20 protein-coding genes are annotated in these 21,410 nt (G+C 65.7%); 11 read left to right on the forward strand and 9 right to left on the reverse strand.

Annotated features, from left to right (window positions below):
* Window positions 1–63: 63 nt before the first annotated feature.
* From AC1POX_RS05620 to AC1POX_RS05630, 3 genes are read left to right on the forward strand one after another with little or no spacing between them, the layout of a single operon-like run.
* Window positions 64–429, forward strand: coding sequence for a BlaI/MecI/CopY family transcriptional regulator (locus tag AC1POX_RS05620; RefSeq protein WP_008575878.1), 366 nt, complete (start codon window positions 64–66; stop codon window positions 427–429).
* Window positions 419–1,717: a TonB family protein gene (locus AC1POX_RS05625; RefSeq protein ID WP_372356843.1), complete on the forward strand. Its 1,299-nt coding sequence runs from the start codon at window positions 419–421 to the stop codon at window positions 1,715–1,717. The genes AC1POX_RS05620 and AC1POX_RS05625 overlap by 11 nt, the downstream gene beginning before the upstream one ends.
* Entirely contained in the window at window positions 1,714–2,298 is a 585-nt protein-coding gene (locus AC1POX_RS05630) for a hypothetical protein (RefSeq protein ID WP_008575882.1), read from the forward strand. The genes AC1POX_RS05625 and AC1POX_RS05630 overlap by 4 nt, the downstream gene beginning before the upstream one ends.
* A gap of 97 nt (window positions 2,299–2,395) precedes the next feature.
* Here AC1POX_RS05630 and modC read toward each other — a convergent pair whose 3' ends face one another.
* From modC to AC1POX_RS05670, 8 genes are all read right to left on the reverse strand, one after another.
* A complete protein-coding gene (gene modC, locus AC1POX_RS05635) occupies window positions 2,396–3,010 on the reverse strand; it encodes a molybdenum ABC transporter ATP-binding protein (RefSeq protein ID WP_372356844.1) in 615 nt (204 codons plus the stop codon).
* Window positions 3,010–3,696, reverse strand: a complete 687-nt coding sequence (gene modB / locus AC1POX_RS05640; RefSeq protein WP_008575885.1) for a molybdate ABC transporter permease subunit — start codon at window positions 3,694–3,696, stop codon at window positions 3,010–3,012. Before modB ends, modC begins: the two co-directional genes overlap by 1 nt.
* 16 nt (window positions 3,697–3,712) lie before the next feature.
* Entirely contained in the window at window positions 3,713–4,489 is a 777-nt protein-coding gene (gene modA / locus AC1POX_RS05645; RefSeq protein ID WP_218496942.1) for a molybdate ABC transporter substrate-binding protein, read from the reverse strand.
* Window positions 4,490–4,564: 75 nt separating this feature from the next.
* On the reverse strand, window positions 4,565–5,389 hold the full coding sequence (locus AC1POX_RS05650; RefSeq protein ID WP_372356845.1) for an MBL fold metallo-hydrolase: 825 nt from the start codon (window positions 5,387–5,389) through the stop codon (window positions 4,565–4,567).
* Window positions 5,390–5,402: 13 nt separating this feature from the next.
* Window positions 5,403–6,176 (reverse strand): S1/P1 nuclease, encoded by a 774-nt coding sequence (locus AC1POX_RS05655; protein WP_209261421.1) that lies wholly within the window; start codon window positions 6,174–6,176, stop codon window positions 5,403–5,405.
* Between the two features lie 258 nt (window positions 6,177–6,434).
* On the reverse strand, window positions 6,435–7,049 hold the full coding sequence (locus AC1POX_RS05660) for an OmpW/AlkL family protein (protein ID WP_303399752.1): 615 nt from the start codon (window positions 7,047–7,049) through the stop codon (window positions 6,435–6,437).
* A gap of 117 nt (window positions 7,050–7,166) precedes the next feature.
* The gene (locus AC1POX_RS05665; protein WP_011348431.1) at window positions 7,167–7,790 is read right to left on the reverse strand and encodes an OmpW/AlkL family protein; all 624 of its coding nucleotides are present in this window, start codon (window positions 7,788–7,790) and stop codon (window positions 7,167–7,169) included.
* Between the two features lie 286 nt (window positions 7,791–8,076).
* Entirely contained in the window at window positions 8,077–8,589 is a 513-nt protein-coding gene (locus AC1POX_RS05670; protein ID WP_014090936.1) for an SgcJ/EcaC family oxidoreductase, read from the reverse strand.
* 456 nt (window positions 8,590–9,045) lie between these two features.
* On the opposite strand from AC1POX_RS05670, the gene gap reads away from it, so the two are divergent.
* The 8 genes from gap (at window position 9,046) to AC1POX_RS05710 (ending at window position 20,527) form a co-directional block, all read left to right on the forward strand.
* Complete coding sequence (gap, locus tag AC1POX_RS05675; protein WP_003490161.1) at window positions 9,046–10,047, forward strand: type I glyceraldehyde-3-phosphate dehydrogenase; 1,002 nt, start codon at window positions 9,046–9,048, stop codon at window positions 10,045–10,047.
* 209 nt (window positions 10,048–10,256) lie between these two features.
* Complete coding sequence (locus tag AC1POX_RS05680) at window positions 10,257–10,727, forward strand: hypothetical protein (RefSeq protein ID WP_014090934.1); 471 nt, start codon at window positions 10,257–10,259, stop codon at window positions 10,725–10,727.
* Between the two features lie 195 nt (window positions 10,728–10,922).
* Complete coding sequence (locus tag AC1POX_RS05685) at window positions 10,923–13,754, forward strand: DUF2339 domain-containing protein (protein ID WP_372356846.1); 2,832 nt, start codon at window positions 10,923–10,925, stop codon at window positions 13,752–13,754.
* Window positions 13,751–15,109: a DUF3999 domain-containing protein gene (locus AC1POX_RS05690; protein WP_218539219.1), complete on the forward strand. Its 1,359-nt coding sequence runs from the start codon at window positions 13,751–13,753 to the stop codon at window positions 15,107–15,109. Before AC1POX_RS05685 ends, AC1POX_RS05690 begins: the two co-directional genes overlap by 4 nt.
* A 316-nt stretch (window positions 15,110–15,425) precedes the next feature.
* Complete coding sequence (locus AC1POX_RS05695) at window positions 15,426–16,601, forward strand: phosphoglycerate kinase (protein WP_031424127.1); 1,176 nt, start codon at window positions 15,426–15,428, stop codon at window positions 16,599–16,601.
* Window positions 16,598–17,242: an HAD family hydrolase gene (locus AC1POX_RS05700; RefSeq protein ID WP_008574673.1), complete on the forward strand. Its 645-nt coding sequence runs from the start codon at window positions 16,598–16,600 to the stop codon at window positions 17,240–17,242. The genes AC1POX_RS05695 and AC1POX_RS05700 overlap by 4 nt, the downstream gene beginning before the upstream one ends.
* Before the next feature lie 258 nt (window positions 17,243–17,500).
* Window positions 17,501–18,967, forward strand: a complete 1,467-nt coding sequence (gene pyk / locus AC1POX_RS05705; RefSeq protein ID WP_011348424.1) for a pyruvate kinase — start codon at window positions 17,501–17,503, stop codon at window positions 18,965–18,967.
* 555 nt (window positions 18,968–19,522) lie between these two features.
* A complete protein-coding gene (locus AC1POX_RS05710; RefSeq protein WP_003487259.1) occupies window positions 19,523–20,527 on the forward strand; it encodes a class I fructose-bisphosphate aldolase in 1,005 nt (334 codons plus the stop codon).
* A gap of 215 nt (window positions 20,528–20,742) precedes the next feature.
* Here AC1POX_RS05710 and AC1POX_RS05715 read toward each other — a convergent pair whose 3' ends face one another.
* A complete protein-coding gene (locus AC1POX_RS05715) occupies window positions 20,743–21,282 on the reverse strand; it encodes an O-acetyl-ADP-ribose deacetylase (RefSeq protein WP_008574675.1) in 540 nt (179 codons plus the stop codon).
* Window positions 21,283–21,410: the final 128 nt, after the last annotated feature.

Here is a 21,410-nt window from a genome sequence, read left to right on the forward strand (position 1 = left end):
GATCACTGCTTGACAAGCAAGCTGTTTACGCGCGTAATCGATAAAAATTACGGATGTAATCGCATGCCGATCAGCGACGCCGAAGCGGTGGTGATGCAAGTGCTCTGGGATGGTGCGCCGCGCACCGCAGAAGAAGTGATCGCCGCGTTGGCGCACACCGGCTGGGCCGAGCCCACCATCAAGACCTTGCTGAATCGGCTGCTCACCAAGGGCGCCGTTGCGGCAGAAAAACACGGCCGCAGGTATCACTACGCGCCGCTGCTGGCGCGCGAACAGTGGGTGCAGCAGCAGAGCGAAGGATTGCTGCAGCGGCTGTTCGGCGGGCGCGTTGCACCGCTGGTGGCGCACTTCAGCGAACGCGGGCAACTCAGTGCCTCGGACATCGCAGAATTGAAGCGTCTGCTCAAGGAGTTGGACGATGCACCTTGAGCTGCCATTGCTGTTGCGCGTCACCTTGTATAGCAGTGCCGCATTGGTGGCCTGTCTGGTGCTGCGGCGCGCACTGCGTGGCTGGCTGGGCGCAACAGCGGCGTATGCGATCTGGCTCGCCGTGCCACTTGCCGTATTGGCAGCTGCAATACCAGGGCCGCCGCTCGCGTCAGCGTTGCCGAAGATGCCGGCGATGGTCGCGATGCCGCTCAACCTGCAGGAGGGCGATCACGCATGGGCGGGGACCTTGATGGCCACCTGGCTGGCCGGTGCGGTCGCGATGACCGTAGCGCTCTGGTGGCGACAGCGGCGATTCGTACGCAGCTTGGGCGCGTTGCATGCGCTCAAGGGCGAAGTATGGGCGGCAACGCACGATGTAGGCCTGCCGGTATCGTTGGGACTCTGGCGCCCACGCATCGTGCTGCCGATGGATTTCGATACGCGCTACAGCGCCGCCGAACGCACCTTGATCCTGACGCATGAGCGCCTGCATCTGCGGCGCGGTGATCTGTATGCCAATCTGCTGGCCGCGCTGTTGCTGTGCATCGGCTGGTGGAATCCGTTGATGCATCTGGCATTGCGCGCGTTCCGGCTGGATCAGGAACTGGCGTGCGACGCAGAGGTGCTGACGCGCTATCCGGGCAAGCGCCGCAGTTACGCCACCGCGATGCTCAAGACCCACTGTGGTGCCGGCTGGACGCCGACGGCCTGCCGTTGGAATGCGCCGCATGCGCTCACCCAACGCGTGGCAGCCTTGCTGAAGCCTACGGTGGAGGCGCCCCGCGCGCGATGGAGCCTGCGCGTGGTGGTGGCATTGGCGGTGATGGTCAGTGGCGCCTGCTGGGCCCTCCAACCTGCGCGATTGCATGGAATGCGCGTGCCCGGCGATGCGCTGGATTTTGGCACCATGCAGCCGCCCAGGTATCCGCCTGACGCCGTCGCTGCAGGCCTGGCGGGATTTGTCGAACTGCAGATCGCCGTGAGCCCGACTGGAACACCCGACCATATCGCCATCGTGCGCAGCACGCCGGCAGGCGTGTTCGATCAGACCGTGCTCGACGCAGCACGCCACTGGCGCTTCACACCTGCGCTGGAGGATGGCAAGGCGGTCGCGTCCGAGGTGCGCGTGCCGGTGAAATTCGAACTGGATCCACCAGATGCGGCATCGGCAGTTGCAGATATCCATTCCGGTACCGAAGCTGCTGCAGGCCCACACGCTGCCGACCGGTCCGAACGTGTGGCCAGCTGCGCACCTGCGGGATGCGCCTCACGCGGGGCGTTGCAATGAACCGCTGCCTGATCGGTAGCCTCGCCCTGATGCTGGCCATGAGTAGTTGCGCCACGCGCCAACTGGCCGAGCAGCAACGCAGCCAGCGCGAGGATTCGGTGGATCAACGCATGCTGCCTCCACAGCCGGACGGCGGCGGCGCTGCGGGCGTCCAATCCTATACGCTGGCACCAACGCAACGCTTTCGCATGCCACGCGCGGCGCGCAGCGACGCCCCGGTGCTGCCCCCCGATTCGCCACGCCAGAGCCTGGCGCCCACCACCGTCTGCGCGCATCTCATTCTGAGCGCAGAGGGCACGGTGCAGCGCGTGGATCCGATGTCCGACCGCGACGAATGCGCCGCCGGGCTGCTGCCGGACAACGCCGATCTCATGCAAGCGGTGCGCGCCGCCGCGCTGCGATGGCAGTTCGTTCCGGCGGCGATGTGCACGTATCCATCAGGCGCTGCGCAACCGTCAGTGCCAGACGATTGCACTGGCGCCGCCCAGATCGAGCCGGTACCGGTGACGTTGTCGTTCGCGTTCACCTTCGAGGTGCGGCAAGGCAAGGTGAGCGTGCGGACCGGGAAGGTGGTCCGATAGCTGCTGCAGCCGTTGCGCAGCATGTCCAGTCACCAACAACGCGGCGCCCTCTCATAACGCGTCAACCGCTAACGCCCTATCCCCGCCCACACCGCCTTCAATCCAGCACGTGCACGCTGTCGGCAATGCGCTGCACTTCATCGGGGTTGTGGCTGACGTAGAGCATTGGCAGGCGAATCTCGTCGCGCACGCGCTGCAGGTAAGGAATCAACTCTTCGCGGCGCGCATGATCCAGGGCCGACAACGGTTCGTCGAACAGCAGAATCGCCGGTTGCGCCAACAACGCTCGGCCAATCGCCACGCGCTGCGCTTCGCCGCCAGAGAGGTTGCGCGGCCGGCGTTGCAGCAGCGGTGCGATGCCGAGCAAGGCCACCACATCGTCGAAGCCGAACGGCGCCTTGCCGCGCGCATGCCGGCCGTAGCGCAGGTTGCGCCGCACATCCAGATGCGGAAACAGCCGCGCATCCTGGAACACATAACCAATCCGGCGCTGATGCGTCGGCAGGTCGATGCCTTGCCCGGCGTCGTACAGGCAGCGCCCATCGATGCGGATATGCCCGGCCTGCGGACGCACCAAGCCGGCAATTGCATTGAGCACCGTGGTCTTGCCCGCGCCGGAGGGCCCCACCAGCGCCACGACACGCGCATCGTCGTGGATGCGGATGCGGCGTTCGAAGGCGCCGCGCTGCAGCTGCAGGTCGATATCCAGCATCACGCGTCCTCGCGCGGATGCGGCCGGCGCACCAGCCATTCGGACAGCAGCAGCGCCGCCAGCGAGATCGCCAGCGCCACGCCGGCCAGCCGCCAGATGCCCGATTCCATCCCCGGGACCTGCATCAGCCCGTAGATGGCCGACGACAAGGTCTGCGTTTCGCCAGGGATATTGGACACGAAGGTGATGGTGGCGCCGAACTCGCCAAGCGCCTTGGCGAACGCGAGCACCATGCCGGCGACCAGGCCCGGCCAGGCCAGCGGCAAGGTGATGCTGAAGAACACCCGCCACGGCCCGGCCCCCAGCGTGGCGGCGGCCGCTTCCAGGCGACGATCGGTGGCTTCGATGGACAGACGGATCGCGCGCACCATCAGCGGAAATCCCATGACCGCGCACGCCAACGCCGCGCCGGTCCAGCGGAAGGCGAACTGGATACCGAGATGTTCCAGCAACCAACTGCCCACCGGCCCCTGCGTGCCCAGCACCACCAGCAGCGCATAGCCGGTGATCACTGGCGGCATCACCAGGGGCAGATGCAGCAGCGCGTCCAGCAGGGCCTTGCCGGGGAAGCGGCGGCGCGCCAGCAGCCAGCCGCAGGCAATGCCCGGCGGCAGGCTGGCGAGCGCTGCCACGATCGCGACCTTGAGACTCAAGCCGATCGCGGTCAGCTCTTCCGGGGTGAACATCGACAAACGGTGTGCCTCAATCCTTCAGCGAAAAACCACGGCGCGCAAAGATCGCCTTGGCCGGCTTGCTTCCCAGCCAGCTGACGAATGCGGCGGTGGCGGGGTTGTTGCTGTTCTTCAATGCAGCAACCGGATACACGATGGGGCCATGGCTGTCGTCGGGGAAGGTGGCGATGACGCGCACCTTGGCATCGGCGCGCGCGTCCGAGCCATACACGATGCCCAGCGGCGCTTCGCCACGCGAGACCAGCATCAAAGCCGCACGCACGCTTTCCGATTCGGCAAGCCGGTTGCCGACGCTGTCCCATTGGCCGAGCTTGCGCAGCGCGGCGGCTGCGTACTTGCCGGCCGGCACACTGGCGGTCTGGCCTACGGCCAGGCGTCCGCCCTGCCCAAGCGCCTTGGCAATGGCGCCGGGGGTGCGCAGGTCAACGTGCAGCTTGCTGTTCGCCGGCGCGATCAATACCAGTGTGTTGCCGAGCAGGTTGTGCCGCTGCGCCGGCAGCACCAGCCCACGCTGCTGCAGATAGTCCATCCACTCCAGGTCGGCCGAAAAGAACACGTCCGCCGGCGCGCCCTGTTCGATCTGGCGTGCAAGCGCAGAACTCGCTGCATACGACACGCGCACCGGCGTGCCGGTGGCTTTTTCGTACGCGGCCGCGGCTTCGTCCATCGATTCTTTCAGGCTCGCGGCCGCAAACACCGTCACCGGTGCGGTCTGCGCACTCGCCAGCAGGGGCAACGCCAGCATCAGCACGCACAACGCGCGCTGCCAGAAACCGATCATGCGCATCGAAGGCTCCTCACCAGGACAGGGCCCCGATCATAGCGGCTACGCGATGCGTACCGCGTGGCGAGCCTGCGCGCGCTACAGGACCACTCCGGCGCAACGCCCGGCCTGAAGATTGGTCTGCAGGGCCGGGCGGATTAGCTTGGGCTCGGGCAAGGTGGCATCGCGCGCCTGCCTCTGCGCCACGAAGGTCTCTACGTCCACGCCGTCGCGCACATGGATATTGCTGCGCCGCTGCGCGCCGATACTGGTCTGATGCGCCACCGCGCGCCCGCCCGGGCCATAGTCGTGGCAGACGAACACGCGGGTGCTTTCCGGCAGCGCATACAGGCGCTGGATCGAGGCAAACAGCTGGCGTGCATCGCCGCCGGGAAAATCGCAACGCGCCGTGCCCGCATCCGGCATGAACAACGAGTCGCCAGGAAACAACGCATCGCCGATCAGATACGCAATGCTGTCGCTGGTGTGGCCGGGCACCGCGATGACGCGTGCTTCGATATCGCCAAGCTTGAAGCGCTCGTCGTCGGCAAACAGATGATCGAATTGCGAGCCATCGGCGCGGAAGTCGGCCGGCAATGCGTACTGCGCGGCAAGGGTGCGTTGCACTTGGCAAATACCCTCGCCGATACCGATACGCGCCTGCGGCCAATGCTGCTTCAGCCACTGTGCTGCAGACAGGTGATCGGCATGCGCGTGAGTTTCCAGCAGCCATTGCACCTGCCATCCGTGTTGCTCGATGGCCGCAAGGATGGCCTGCGCCGACTGGCTGCCGACGCCGCCGCTCTCGGCCGCGTAGTCCAGCGCCGGGTCGATCACTGCCGCCGCACCGGTGGCCGCATCGGCGACCACGTAGGTGAAGGTGTTGCTGTCGGCATGAAAGAAGGCAAGCACCTGGGGCTGCATCGGCGTCTCCACGTCAGGGGCCGGCCAGCGCCGCGTTGAGGATGGCGGCAAGCCGGTCACCCGCGATGCGCAGCTGGGTTTCGGCGATCGGGCGATAGGTGGCGATGTAGGTGGCGGGCAACACGTGCGCGCTCGGGTAGACGCCCCGCGTGATGGCGATCTTGCACGAAGCCTGCGCCCATGCCGCAGCCGGCGGCGGCAGCGCCGCAGACCCGGCAGTGGCGGCCGGCAATGCCAGCAAGCGTTGCAGGTACGCATCGTCGCTCAGATGGCGGTCGTTGAGCATGCCGCTGTCCCACAGCGCATGCAGGTTGCTGCCCTTGCCGTCGATCTGCAGCTGGAAGTCGTTACCGCCCTTGTCGTGCGCATAGCCGGCGTGCATGGGCTGATGGATGTCGCCGACGAAATGCACCACGAACTTCAAGGCCTGGCGGCGTACGTCCAACGGCTGGGTGCGATCTGCGAGCAGGGCGGCTTGCTGGTCGAGCGCAGCGATCACGCAGTTGCCGTCCGGGCAGTCGCGCGGTGGCGAGTACGTGCAGTCGTGTTCGCCCAGGTTGACGTAGTGCCACGGCCCGGAGCGCTTGCCCAGGTCAGGGTCGTGCTCGCGCAGCTCATCGGCCCAGGTGGCCACGCCGTGCAGGGTCGGGTCCGGCTCGCCTGCCAGCAATTGCGCCACTTGCGTGCGTGCCTGCGGGCTAAGCTCGGTTTCGGCGATGCGCGCCACCAGGCGGTGGCCTTGCGGGCCCCAGGCCAGGGCGGTGCTTGGGTGGATTGTGGCGGCCATTGCCGTTGCAACAACGAATGCAGAGAGGGAACGTGTTTTCATCCGGCGATTGTACGCATCGGTCCGGGACGGTTTGATGGCCCTCCCGGAGCTGCGACAGCCACGCCTCAGCATGGTGCCGGCACGTGCCTGGAGCGCGCCCGGATGGAGCAAACAGTTGCACGCAAGCGGCAACTGCAGCATCCACGTGGGGGTATGCCGCAGCCGGCGCTGGCCGCGCCCATCTGGCGATGAGCGCAGTCGTGTTGCTAGGCGCTCTTAGTAATACACCAGGTACGACACGCCGAAGGTCAACGGATCGATCCGTGCCTTGCCCAGCCGCCCGCCGTTGAGGTCGACGTTGCTGCGCGAATCGGTCCAGCGCGCATCCACGCGCAGGCCGCTACGGTCGTTGAAGATGAAGTCCACGCCGACATGCGCAGTGGCGCCGACCGAATCGTCGAAACGCAGATCGCCGCTGGTAACCGTCGGCTCGGTGTCTTCGCCCAGGAACGTGGTGTAGTTGATGCCTATGCCCACGAACGGCGACACCGTGCCATAGCCATTGATGTGGTACTGCAGCAGCACGCTCGGTGGCACCGTCCAATAGCTGCCCACCTTGCCGATGCCCTGCAGCTCGAGGTCGTGCTTGCCCGCAACTGCCGCATGCACTTCGATACCCAGGTTGTTGCGCAGGAAGTATTCGTAGGTGAACGACAGTGCCGGCGCGCCCTTGATCTCGGCCTGGGTGCCGCCGAAAGTGCCGTTATTGGACTTGGGCGAGACATAGCCGGCACCGTAACCGGTCGTCCAATGACCGGCCGACTGTGCAAGGGCGGGTGCGGCCGAGGCGGCCAGTGCGATGGCGAGGGCGGTGCGAGTCAGCGTGTTCATGGAATCCCCGGTAGGTCGGACAGGCGGGCGACGTGACCGACCTGTCCGCAACTCCGGCGGTGATGCACGTCCCTGGACGGCAAGTGTGCCAGAGATGCGCCGCCCACGCCGCGGGGATCAGAACCGGTGCACGTAGGCCAGGCCGTAGACCAGCGGGTCGATATTGACCGTGCCGATACGGTTGCCGTCCAGGCGCGCTCGGGTATCGATATCGATCCAGCGCAGGTTGACGCGCAGCGCGCCGCGGTCGCTGAGCTTGTAGTCCACGCCTGCATGCAGTGCCAGGCCCCAGGAATCGTCCAGCTCCAGCTTGCTGCCGGCCAGCGCGCCGCGGGTGTCGGTGTCGAAGAAGCGCGTGTAGTTGATACCGGCGCCAACGAACGGCGATAGCGTGCCCTGGGCGTTGAAGTGGTACTGCAGTGAGATCACCGGCGGCAGATGCTTGGTGCTGCCCACCCGGCCCAGGCCGCCAATCGCAATGTCGTGCTCGAACGGCAGCGCAGCCAGCACCTCGATGCCCAGGTTGTCTGCGACGAAATATTCGGCGGTAAACGTGGGTTTGATGTCTTTGCCCACATCCACGTCGAGGGTGCCGCCGACCAGGCTGCCATTGTCGGATTTGGGAGCGACCTGGTGGGCACCGACGGCAACGGTCCAGTCGCCTTTGGATTGCGCCAGTGCGGGGAGGCTGACGCAAGAAGCGGCCAGAGCGGCGAACAGAAGGGTAGAGCGCATACGCATGAGAAGTCTCGTGGGGTGCAATGGACGTGGGAAGTCTTCGCGCTTGGCGTCGCCGCTGCCTTGATCCTGATCAATTTGGCCGTGCGCCCAGGTGTGCGGGCCTGCAATGGCTGTTGCCACACCCTGCGCGGAAGACGGCGTTGCGCGCCGTGCTGGGGCTCGCAGCGCGCATCGCACGCGTGGCATCGTGCGATGCGCTTGGCACAGCTGTCGGCGGCGGGAGGGACGCCGACGGTTGCGTGCGCAGTGGCGTCGACAGCGATCGATCGCCGGTGCGATGTACCGCTTACTTGACCTTGGCGACCTTGGGTGCATCCACTTCCGGCATCGCCGAGCTGTGGTGGTTGATGATCAGCCACTTGCCGTCGCGCTTTTCGTATACGAAGGTGTAGCGGGCCTGCACGTTGCTCTTGTTGCCGTGCTTGTCGGTCAGCGTGAAGGTGTACACGCCGGCATCCACGGCGCTGTCGTCATCGAGCACGCGCACGGTGCGGTAATTGACCACGCCCTGCGGCTTCTTGGTCAGGAACATCGCGAAGTAGTTTTCGATCTGCTCGCGCGAGGCGCGCACTTCGTTGGAGACCGTCGGCAGCAACACGCCGTCCGGTGCGTACAGGTCGGCCACCTTGTGCGGGTTGCCCGTGGCCAGCGCCGCGTTCCAGGTGTCGAACAGGGCAGCGACCTCGCGTTCTTCGCCGCCGGCCGGCAGCTTGGCCTTGTCGGTGTAATGCATCACGCCGCCAGCCAGCGCCGGGGTGGCAGCCAGAGCCAGAACCAGAGAGAAGAGGGTACGACGCATGGGAATCTCCGTGTGTTTGATGGGGGGTGCCTCAGCGGGCAGGGCCAGTATCGAAATCCACGGGGTGCCGAAATTCTGCTGTTCGGCATAGTATTGAATATGCTTTTCAGCGTATTCTATTATTCTTTAAGTGATTGAAATGTTTGGGCGTGTGACCGTTTTATCGTGCCCAATGCAATGTCGCTTGATGCGACCGGCATGGGCGCATCCGGACGCCGTCGGTCATCGATGCCGTGGCGCGCGGATCGGCCGCTCACGCGCGTTCCCGCAGGGACCGAGCGCAGTTGCGGCCCGGTGGCTCACCAGGCGACGCACAGAGCACTGGCGAGCCGCCACCAATCCCGAATGCCCATTCCCAATCCCGGCCCACAACAACACGGCTGCCGACAGTGACGCTGCTAGAATGACAGCCCCTTTCCATCCGCCGCGCTGTCGCGGTCGCAGGAGCTAGTGAACATGGCAATCAAGGTTGGCATCAACGGATTCGGTCGCATCGGACGCAACGTGCTGCGCTCTGCGGTGCAGAACTTCGCCAATGACATCGAGATCGTGGCCATCAATGACCTGCTCGAGCCCGACTACCTGGCCTACATGCTGCAGTACGACTCGGTGCATGGCCGCTTCAAGGCCGACGTCTCGGTCGACGGCAATACGCTGATCGTCAACGGCAAAAAGATCCGCCTGACCCAGGAGCGCGACCCGGCCAACCTCAAGTGGGATGCCGTCGGCGCCGACGTGGTGATCGAGTCCACCGGCCTGTTCCTGACCAAGGAAACCGCTCAGAAGCACATCGATGCAGGCGCCAAGAAAGTGATCCTGTCGGCGCCGTCCAAGGACGACACCCCGATGTTCGTCTATGGCGTCAACGACAAGACCTACAAAGGCGAAGCGATCATCTCCAACGCCTCGTGCACCACCAACTGCCTGGCGCCGCTCGCCAAGGTGATCAACGACAAGTGGGGCATCAAGCGCGGCCTGATGACCACCGTGCATGCGGCCACTGCGACGCAGAAGACCGTGGACGGCCCGTCCAACAAGGATTGGCGCGGCGGCCGCGGCATCCTGGAGAACATCATTCCGTCCTCCACCGGCGCGGCCAAGGCCGTGGGCGTGGTGATCCCCGAGCTCAACAAGAAGCTCACCGGCATGAGCTTTCGCGTGCCGACCTCGGACGTTTCGGTGGTCGACCTCACTGTCGAACTGGAAAAGCCGGCCACCTACGCCGAAATCTGCGCCGAAGTGAAGGCACAGAGCGAAGGCGCACTGAAGGGTGTGCTGGGGTATACCGAAGACAAGGTCGTGGCCACCGATTTCCGCGGCGAAACCTGCACCTCGGTGTTCGACGCCGACGCTGGCATCGCGCTGGACTCCACCTTCGTCAAGCTGGTGTCCTGGTACGACAACGAGTGGGGCTACTCCAACAAGTGCCTGGAGATGGTGCGGGTTGTCGCCAAGTAAGTGTCTGGCGCAGTGATGAAACAGGCCCCGGCATGCCGGGGCTTTTTCATTTGTAAGCGATGGATGTTGCGTTTCTTGCACTGCAACGCCTTCGGCGGCTGACCGGAAGTGGACTTTGCTGGACTCACGTGCGCTAATTTGCACGCACGGCGGCCGTTCCCGTGTCGTGTACGAAGGATCGGGGAACTCCATGGATCGAGAGAAGAGTGATGAATAAGTTTTTGGCAAGCGCCCTGGCGCTGAGCGTGGTAGTTGCGTGTTCCGTGCCGTCGACCAGCTGGGCTGCAAAAAAGCAGACCGGGACGCCGGCCTGGATGAATGCCGATGGTGAGGTGATCAAGTCGTCCGATGTCGAGGCGGGCTACGGCGAGACCGTCAAGGGCATCAACGATTACGAGGGCGAGATCACCGGCAAGCCGGCGCCTGGCAGCAAGTTCACCCAATTGAAAATCGGTATGCCGATGAAGCAGGTCACCGACCTGATTGGTCAGCCGGACGACCAGGGTGCTTACGTGACCGGCAAGGCATTTATCCCGTTTTTCTTCGGTGGCGACCGCTACCGTTATGAAATGGCCTACAAGGGCCAGGGACGCCTGGTGTTCGCGGGCAAGTCGATGGGGACCGGCGGCAACCTGATCTGGATCATCCATAACAAGAACGACAGCGGTTACCGCGAATAATCGTTCAAAGCGCCCGGTTTTCCGGGCGTTTTCTTGTGTGATGCATCCACGCAAGCACGCGTGCGACTGCAGCTTGCCGACGCTCCATCCGTCGTCTGAGCGAGAGGCTGGCTGCCCAGCCGTAGCCCGAGGCTGTATGGTGCGCGCATTCGGCTGGACGCCGGCTCGGGGATTGCTGCGTTGGAAACGATAATCGTGTTGGTGGCCCTGGTGCTGCTCGCCGTGCCGGTGGGTGTGGTGATCGCGCTGGTGTGGATGGCCGGGCTGCGGAGACGGGTGGCGGCGCTGGAGCAGCGGCTTGCGCAGTGGCAGCGCAGTGGTGCCGAGCCTGCGGATGCGCCAGCGCAAGCACCCGCGGACGCGCAGGGCAGGGCATGGGAACGACCGGGCGAGGCGTCCGCTGTCGGCACTGGTCCGGGCTTTATTGCCGACGGCGATCTACCTGGGTACCGCATCTCCGATGCAGCGCGTCAGGCCGTTGGCTGGCAGGCGCCGAGCGCGGACCACGACGCGGTTGGCGTGTCTGCCTCGGCGGTGCCGCCGCCATTGCCGGCGCAGGCACCCGCAGAGGCGATGGCGCACAGTGCGATCGCGGGGTCGGAACGTCCGAGCCCGCAAGCGCAGGCGACGCGCGCCGAGCCGGCGCAGTCGCAATCCGCACAATCGCAACCACCCCGGCCTCCGGCCGCGCCCAGCGCCATCGCGCGCGCGGCCAGCGCCTTGAAGCGTTGGTTCACCCAGGGCAATGTGCCGGTCAAGGTCGGCATGCTGGTGTTGTTGGCCGGCGTGGCGTCGCTGTTGAAGTACGCCAGCGACCAGGGCTGGATGCGCATGCCGATCGAGCTGCGCTTGGCCGGCATCAGCGTCCTGGCATTGGCCGGTCTGATCTTCGGTTGGAAGCAGCGCGCGCAGCGGCCGGGCTTTGCGTTGGCCTTGCAGGGCGGCGCCATCGGCGGCTTGTTGTTGACGGTGTTCGCGGCCTTCAAGTTGTACGGCTTGCTCGATGCCGGAACGGCGCTGGGCATCAGCGTGGTGCTGATCGCGGGCATGTGCGTGCTGGCGGTGCTGCAGGATTCGCGCACGTTGGCGGTGCTGGGCGTGCTGGCGGGTTTTCTTGCGCCGATCTGGTTGTCTACCGGCAGCGGCAATCATGTCGCGCTGTTTTCGTACTACGCCGTACTCAACGCCGGCATCGTGGCGATTGCATGGACACGCCCGTGGCGCGTGCTGAACCTGCTGGGGTTTGCTTTCACCTTCGGCATCGGCACCGTGTGGGGGGCGCTGCAGTACTCCCCGGCGAAATTCGCCACGACCGAGCCGTTCCTGTTGCTGTTTTTCGCCATGTACGTGGCGATTCCGGTCCTGCATGCGCGCCGCGGCGACGGCAGTGCCGGCAGGCTCATCGATGGCAGCCTGTTGTTCGGAACGCCGCTCGTCGCCTTCGCGTTGCAGGCGCGCCTGCTTGAAGGCGATCGGCTGCCATTGGCGTTGTGCGCGGTGGCGGTGGCAGCGTTGTACGCGGGCCTGGGCAGCTGGCTGCTGCGCCGCGCGTCCACGCGCGTGCTGGGCCAGGCGCACGCGATGCTGGCGGTCGGGTTTGCAACCCTGGCCGTACCGCTGGCGCTGTCGGCACGTGCCACTGCGAGCGTGTTTGCGCTGGAAGGCGTGGGGTTGCTGTGGCTGGGGCTTGGCCAACAACGGCGGGTCTCGCAGGTCGGCGGTGTCGCGCTGCAGGTGTTTGCGGCGGTGGGTGTCGCGTTCGGCGTGGATGCCTGGCGCTACGATGCGGTCGCGGTGGCCAACGCAACCTGCATGAGTACCGTGCTGCTGGCGCTTGCCGGCTGGGCCAGTGCCTGGTTCCTGCGCGATGCCGGGCATCGGCGGCGTGCGCTGCTGGCATATCTGTGGGGACTGGGCTGGTGGACGCTGTGCGGCGTGCACGAGATCGTGCGTTTTGCCGATCTGCGCAGCGAGCCGGATCTGCTGCTGGGCTTGGTCGCACTCAGTGTATGGCTGGCGGCCGAAGTGCATCGCCGCCGTCCTGCAGCGGCGCTGGTATGGACGGTGATGTCTGGTCTGGCGCTGGCGGCGCCATTGGCGCTGTGGCAGGGCGCAGCGCACACCCAGCCATTCGCGCATTGGGGCGCGCTGGCATGGGGTGTGTTTGCGGTGGCGGGCGCGCGTGCGCTGTGGTGCTTGCGCACGCAGCAGGGCGCTGGCGCGATGGCGGCGCAGTTCATCTGGTGGCTGCTGTGGCCGTTGGTCATCTCGTTGGGCGCGGCCTGGCTGGCCGACGCGTTCTTGCTGTCCAATGGCTGGCGTTGCGCCTTGCTGGCGGCACCGTGGTTGTTGGTGGCGACGCTGGGGCTGTTGCGTTGGCCATGGCTGGCCTGGCCGCAGGGAACCGGCTTCGACCCTGCACGCAACGCGTTGCTGAGTTGCGTGTTCGCGGTACTGGGACTCGGCTGGCTGCGCGCATTGCTGGATCCGGTGAGCGCCGCCCCGTTGCCATGGTTGCCGTTGCTCAATCCCGCCGAGCTGGCGCAATTGGCGGTCCTGGCCTTGCTTGCGCGCTGGGCCTGGTCGGCAGCTGCGCCGACAGTGCTGCAACGTTGGCGGGTGACCGCGCTGGGTGTGCTGGGTTGGGCGTTGATCACCGGCAGCACCTTGCACAGCGTGCACCACTGGGGCGGTGTGCCGTGGGATTCGGCGCTGATCGGCGCCACCTTGTCGCAGACCAGCCTCACCATTGTCTGGAGCGTACTTGGCGTGCTGGGCTGGGTGATCGGCTCGCGTCGTGGTCAACACGGGCTGTGGCTGAGCGGCGCGCTGCTGATGGGGCTGGTCCTGGCGAAGTTGGTGTTGGTCGACCGCCAGCATCTGGGCAATCTTCTCGGCATCGGCTCGTTCATGGCCTATGGCCTGTTGTGCACCGTGGTGGGCTATCTGGCGCCGGCGCCGCCGCGTGCGGTCGCGACCGAAGGTCATGCTGTCCAAGAGAACGGCGTCGAAAAGGATCAGGCATGAACACGATGCGATGGGCACTGCTGCTGATACTGATGCCGCTGCTGGCGCAGGCCGCCGATGTGCGGCAGGACTACCGCCAGCAGTGGCCGCTGCAGGTCACCGGCGCGGATGTCGGCCTCTATCAGGTGAGCTTGGATGCGGCGGTGTATCGCACCGCGCACGACGCGGCGTTGCGCGATGTCACGGTGATCGATGCGCGTGGACAAGAGCTGCCCACCGCCTGGCTGCCGATGGATGCAGCACCGGCGGCTGCGGTACGCCGTCAGCGCCTGCCCCTGTTTGCGCTGCCGGCCGGTGCCGCGCCGGCCAACGGCGACCTGCAGTTGATTGCCGAGCGCGACGCCAGTGGTGCGGTGCGCCGCCTGGAAGGTCGCTTTGCGACCGGGGCTGTCGCTGCGGGCCGCGGTGTCAGCTGGCTGATCGATGCCAGCGCGCTGCGCGATCGCCCGCGTGCGCTGGTGCTGGATTGGGAGGGCGACATGCCGGTGCAGGCCCAGGTGCGTGTGGAAGGCAGCGACGATCTGCGCGACTGGCGCGTGCTCGTCTCCAGCGCCACGGTCATGGCGCTGGACAATCAGGCGCAGCGACTGCAGCAGCGTCGTATCGCCCTGGACGATGGGGCGCGTTACTTGCGCCTGGTCACCGCATCGGGCGAGCTGCCAGCATTACGCGTGGTCGAGGCGGAGCTGGATGGCGTCGCCATGTCCACACCGCCGCAGTGGCTGGACTTGCCAGGCACCGCAACAGATGCGGCGCTGGTGTATGCCTTGCCCGGTCGCTTTCCGATCAGCCAACTGGATGTCGGCGGCAGTCAGGCCGAGGCGGTCGAGTGGATCGTGGCAAGTCGCGATAGCGACGATGCGCCGTGGCTGCAACGTGCCGGCCCCTGGTTGGCGTATCGACTGGGCCAGGGCACGGCAGCCGCGTCGCCGCCGCAACTGCTGACTGCCCCCGTGCGCGATCGCCAATGGCGGTTGGTCGCCGCCCAGGGGCGCAGCACCGCCGTGCCGACGCTGCGCGTCGGGTACCAACCGGAGCGGTTGATGTTTCTCGCCCAGGGCCAGCCGCCATATGCGCTGGTCGCCGGCAGTGCGCGTGCGCAGCGCACCGACGCACCACTGGGCGCAATGCTGCAGGCACTGCGGCGCGAACGCGGCGCACGGTGGCAGCCGGCGCAGGCCCGCCTGGCTGCGCAGGCACAGCCGCTGGCGGGGGATGCCGCGTTGCAACCGGCCGCCGCGCCGCGCGACTGGAAGCGTTGGCTGCTGTGGGGTCTGTTGGTCGGTGGCGCCTTGCTGGTCGGCGGTTTCGCGGTGAGCCTGTTGCGTAGCGCATCGGCCAATCGCAACGGCTGATCGCGCCCGCTTCGCATGGCGGTTTGCCGCTGCGGCGCGAAGGTCGGACAATAGGCGTCCCCCGTGACCAAGGCAGCCGTATTGCCCGTCGTGTTCGACCAAGCATCCCGCGCCTTGCCAGCCGTCCTGGCGGCCTGGCGCGTGGTGGGCAACCGGCGCTGCGCGGTCCACATGCGGGCGCAACGAAGGCGCGATGGCGACCCACAGCCGGTTGCCGCTAAGGCAAAGCGCTCACAATGTTTGCACCGGCGCCTCTGCTGGGTGCGTCTGCATGTCCATTCCCATTCCCCCTCCCTAGACCGAACGAGCTGAGCCCATGTCCATTGTCCGCATGACCGACCTCGATCTCTCCGGCAAGCGCGTGCTGATCCGCCAGGATCTCAACGTGCCGATCGACAACGGCCAGATCACCTCCGAACAGCGCATCACCGCCTCGGTGCCCACCATCAAGCTGGCCCTGGAAAAAGGCGCGGCCGTGATGGTGACCTCGCACCTGGGCCGCCCCAAGGAAGGCAGCTGGACCGAAGAAGATTCGCTGGCGCCGGTGGCCACGCGCCTGGCCGCGTTGCTGGGCGTGGACGTGCCGCTGGTGCGCGACTGGGTCGACGGCGTGGACGTCGCGCCGGGCCAGGTGGTGCTGCTGGAAAACTGCCGCATGAATGTCGGCGAGGGCAAGGACGATGAGACGCTGGCGCGCAAGTACGCCGCGTTGTGCGACGTGTTCGTGATGGATGCCTTCGGCACCGCGCACCGTGCGCAGGCCTCCACGCATGGCGTGATCCGCTTCGCGCCGGTCGCCGCAGGCGGCCCGCTGTTGATGGCCGAACTCGACGCCCTGGCCAAGGCGCTGGACAACCCGGCCAAGCCCCTGCTGGCGATCGTGGCCGGCAGCAAGGTCTCGACCAAGTTGGAGTTGCTGTCCAACCTGGTCAACAAGGTCGACCAACTGATCGTCGGCGGCGGCATCGCCAACACCTTCATCGCCGCGGCCGGGCATGCCGTGGGCAAGTCGTTGAACGAGCCGGACTTGATCCCGACCGCCAACCAGATCGTGGCCGATGCCAAGGCGCGTGGCGCCGAGATTCCGCTGCCCACCGATGTGGTCGTTGCCAAGCAGTTCCTGCCCGATGCGCAGGCCAGCGTGAAGTCGCTGGACGCGGTCGACGCGGACGATCTGATCCTGGATATCGGCCCGCAAACCGCGCAGCGCTACGCCGAGCTGATCGCCAGTGCCGGTACCGTGGTGTGGAACGGGCCGGTGGGCGTCTTCGAATTCGAGTCCTTCAGCCACGGCACCGAAACGCTGGCGCGCGCGATCGCCAGTTCCAAGGCGTTCTCGATCGCGGGCGGTGGCGACACCCTGGCCGCAGTGGACAAATACGACATCGCCCAGGACGTCACCTACATTTCCACGGGTGGCGGTGCGTTCCTGGAGTTTCTGGAAGGCAAGACCTTGCCGGCGGTGGCCGCACTCCAGGCCCGCGGTCAGTGAGTGCAGCCACGCTGTTTTTCGATCTGGACGGCACGCTGGTCGATTCGGAGCCAGGCATCGTTGCCAGCATCGTGCACGCCTTCGACGAACTCGGCCAGCCGCGTCCGTCGGCGCAGACCTTGCGCGCCTGGATCGGCCCGCCGTTGCGCGACAGCTTCACCGAGTGTTTTCCGGACGATCCGGAGTTGGTGCAGCGCGCGCTCGGGCTCTACCGCGCACGCTACGACGCGGTAGGCTGGACCGAACTCAGCGTGTTCGACGGCATCGGCGAGGTTGTCACCGGCCTGCAGCGCGCCGGTCATCGTCTGGCCGTGGTGACCTCGAAGAATGAGCGCTACGCGCGGCGCATCGTCGAGCATCTGCCCTTCGGCGCGTGCTTCGAAGAGGTGATCGGTGCCAGCGAAGACGGCGAACGTCGCTTCAAGCCGGATCTCATTGCCGAAGCGCTGCGCCGTTTGCAGATTGACAAGGCCGGCTGCGTGATGATCGGTGACCGGCGCATGGATATCGATGGCGCCAATCACCACGGCATCCACAGCATTGGCGTGTTGTGGGGCTTCGGCGACGAGGGCGAATTGCGCGCCGCCGGTGCCGGTGCGCTGGCACGCACGCCGGCTGAACTGGCGGCGTTGCTTCAGTGATGGGCAGTGCGCGTCGGCCGTTGCGTTCGCTTGGTCGCCGCGCCTGCAGTTGCGGTTCGAAGCGCGCAGAACACTCTTCACCGTCGCCGGGTTAGGGTGGCGACCGTTCGCATTGCTCATGGCAGCGCGGGCGCAGGCGTACGTACTGTCCCGCACTGTCTATAAGACATGCCGCAATCGGAGGAAGGCTATGCCGCAATGCCATCCTCGGTACGTGACGTGTGTGTTAAGTTTCGCGGCTTTTACAGGGAGGCCATCATGAAAGAACGTCAACGCCGCACCAAGATCCTCGCCACCCTCGGACCGGCAACGGATGCGCCCGGTGTGCTGGATACGCTGTTCAAGGCGGGCGTCAACGTGGTGCGCCTCAACTTCAGCCATGGCGACCCCTCTGGCCAGGCCAAGCGCGCCGCCGAAGTACGTGCCGCTGCGGCCCGCGTCGGTGCCGAGGTCGGCATCCTGGCCGACTTGCCGGGCCCGAAGATCCGTATCGAACGGTTTGCCGAAGGCAAGATCAAGCTGACCATGGGCGATCGCTTCGACCTGGTGGCCGATGCCAACGCGCCGGCTGGCGACCAGACGCAGGTTGGCGTCAGCTATCTGGGGCTGCCGCAGGACGTGACCGCCGGCGACGTGCTGCTGCTCGACGATGGTCTGATGCAGTTGCAGGTGACCGATGTGCAGGGCGAGCGCATCGTCACCAAGGTGTTGAACGATGGCGTGCTGTCCGACCGCAAGGGCCTCAACAAGCAGGGCGGTGGTCTGTCGCTGGGCGCATTGACCGAGCGCGACAAGGAACTGATCGGCATCGTGGCCAAGATCGGCGTGGACTTCATTGCGGTGTCGTTCTGTCGCAATGCGCAGGACATGCACGACGCGCGTCAGATCGCCCAGCAGCACGGCTGCGATGCGCAACTGGTGTCCAAGATCGAGCGCACCGAGGCGATCGAAAACCTGGTCGAGATCGTCGAAGCCTCCGATGTGGTGATGGTGGCGCGTGGCGATCTGGGCGTTGAGATCGGTGACGCTGAATTGCCCGGCCTGCAGAAGAAGATCATTCGCGAATCGCTGGCGCAGAACAAGGTGGTGATCACTGCCACGCAGATGCTGCAGTCGATGGTCGAAAGCCCGATCCCTACCCGCGCCGAAGTGCTGGACGTGGCCAACGCGGTCATCGACGGTACCGATGCGGTGATGCTCTCGGCCGAGACCGCCGCCGGCGCTTATCCGGTGCGTGCGGTGGAAGCGATGGCGCGCATCTGCCTGGGAGCCGAACACCAGTTCGAATTCGACACCGACTTCGAAGCGGCGCAACGCAACCTGCAGCGCGCCGACCAGGCGATTGCGATGGCAACCATGTTCCTGTCCGAGCACATCGGCCTAGGCGGCGTGGTGGCGTTGACCGAATCCGGCGGCACGCCGCGCTTCCTGTCGCGCTTCCGCTCCAATATGCCGATCTACGCCTTCACCCGTCATGATGGCGCGCGCCGCCAGATGGCCATGATGCGTGGCGTGTTCCCGATCAGCTTCGATAGCCGCGGCCTGACCCCGCGCGAAGCCGCGCGTGCGGCGATCCGTCTGCTGGTGGAGAACGAGCGCATGGGGCCTGGCGACCGCGTGGTGTTTACCAGTGGCGAGCACATGGAAACCCATGGCGCCACCAACACGCTGCGCCTGCTGGAAGTGGGCGAAGACGGTCGCGCCACTGGGCTGGGCGAGCTCTAACGCTTGTGGACTGCATCCGGCGCATGACCTGAGCCGGAACAGAGGCGACACACGACGGCGGCCCCAGGGCCGCCGTCGTGCTGTGTGGCGACCTGGCCGCTGGACGCGCACCCGGTCGTGGCCGGATCGTTGGTCAACGGCCGGATCCGGCAGGTACCCGGTCCCCACCACATCGCACGCGCGCTGCCGCAACGGTGCTGGTCATGGCGGAACAAGACGCTGTCTACGATGTAACGTACGCCGCAGGCGCAGCGCTATTGCGACGGACGAAGCAGCGACGCGGCCAACCTTCAAAAATGCCGGCTGACTCACGCATGGCTCCATATCAACGCGCCAGCGCAGTCATTGCAGCCATGCATCACGGCACCGCAAGCGCCGCGCCGCGCACCATGCTCAGCTTTCCCGATTCCCGATTCCCGATTCCCGCGATGCGAGCATCACCACACATCCTGTCACGCAGATCACGTGTAATCGGTTGCAGGCATTCCGTGAAGGAATGTGTACGACTTTCGTCGCTATACTTTCGTTCTCCCCCGCAGCTGCCACAGGAACTACATGAGCATCGAACAGCTTGCCGAAACCGCCCAGGCGATGGTCGCCCCGGGTAAGGGCATCATCGCCATCGACGAATCGACCAGTACGATCGCCAAGCGTTTTGCCAGCGTCGGCATCGAGAACATCGAAGAGAACCGTCGCGCCTACCGCGAACTGTTGCTGACCACGCCCAAGCTGAGCGACTACATCTCCGGCGCCATCCTGTTCGACGAGACCATCCGTCAGAAGACCAAGGATGGCGTGCCGTTCGCCGAGTACATGACCGCCCACGGCATCATCCCGGGCATCAAGGTCGACAAGGGCGCGCAGCCGCTGGCCGGCATGCCGGGCGAACTGGTCACCGAAGGCCTGGACGGCCTGCGTGCACGGCTGGAGGAGTACTACACGCTGGGTGCGCGCTTCGCCAAGTGGCGTGCGGTCATCAACATCGGCGAAGACATTCCGTCCGGCACCTGCATCGAGGCCAACTCGCATGCGTTGGCGCGCTACGCAGCGCTGTGCCAGGAACAAGGCCTGGTGCCGATGGTCGAGCCGGAAGTGATCATGGACGGCAGCCACGACATCGAAACCTGCTACGAAGTCACCGAAGCCACGCTGCGCTCGCTGTTCGGTGCGCTGTATGAGCAGAACGTCGTGCTGGAAGGCACCATCCTGAAGGCGTCGATGGTCATCTCCGGCAAGAGTTGCGAAGAGCAGGCCAGCATCGAAGAAGTGGCCGAGTCCACCGTGATGTGCCTGAAGTCCACCGTGCCGGCGATCCTGCCGGGCATCGTGTTCCTGTCCGGCGGCCAGACCGACGAGCAGTCCACCGCCCACCTCAACGAAATGCACCAGCTCGGCAATCTGCCCTGGCCGCTGAGCTTCTCCTACGGCCGCGCCATGCAGCAGGCCGCGCTGAAGCTGTGGGCCAAGGACATGACCGGCAACTTCGCCAAGGCGCAGCAGGTCATCTACGAACGCGCCAAGGAAAACGGCCTGGCCGCGCTGGGTAAGTGGAAAGGTTGATCGATTGATGGCGGCTGCAAGGCCGCCGCATCGATGAAACAAACACGCCGGCAGCGATGCCGGCGTTTTTTGTTTGCTGCATCCGCAGGTGCGCTTCGATGCCGCGCGAAAAAACGCAAAGGGCGCCTTTCGGCGCCCTTTGCTCAATCGGAATCGCTCAATGGCTTGTGCAATCCAGCCGGTCGATGCGGCAGGCCGCCAACGTCAATCCGATCTCAGGCCGCTGCAGTTTCCTGCGTGGCCAACGCCTGCTGATAGGCCTTGTAGGTCGCCTCGTTGTAGGCCACCAGGACGATGTGCTTAGGCACCTTGTGCGAGCGCTGCCAATCGCGTGTTTCGGTCACGGCGATGCGCGCTGCCTGATACAGCGGATAGCCGTAGATACCGCAGCTGATCGCCGGGAACGCGATCGAGTGCAGCATCATCTGTTCGGCGAGTTTCAGCGATTGCCAATAGCAGTTGGCCAGCTGTTCGGGTTCGTTGTGCTTGCCGTCGCGCCACACCGGGCCGACGGTATGAAAGACATGGCGGGCCTTCAAATTGAAACCGTCGGTGATGCGGATTTCGCCGGTGGGGCAACGCACGCCCGGGCGCACCTGCGGCAACGCTTCGCAGGCTTCCAGCAAGCGCGGGCCGGCGGCACGGTGGATGGCGCCATCGACGCCACCACCGCCGAGCAGTGATTCGTTGGCGGCGTTGACGATGACGTCAACGTCGAGTTCGGTGATGTCGCCTTGCCAGACTTCGATTCTCATAGCGCGATAATTATGCGAATTGCATGATGGGCGCGTGATGGGGAGCACGCTGCGGAATCCGCACGCTATCGGCCATTCATCTCATCTGCTGCGACTGTCCGACGGGGTGGAATGTATGCCGCCCCGCG

The organism is Xanthomonas sp. NCPPB 3442 (genome assembly GCF_056725145.1).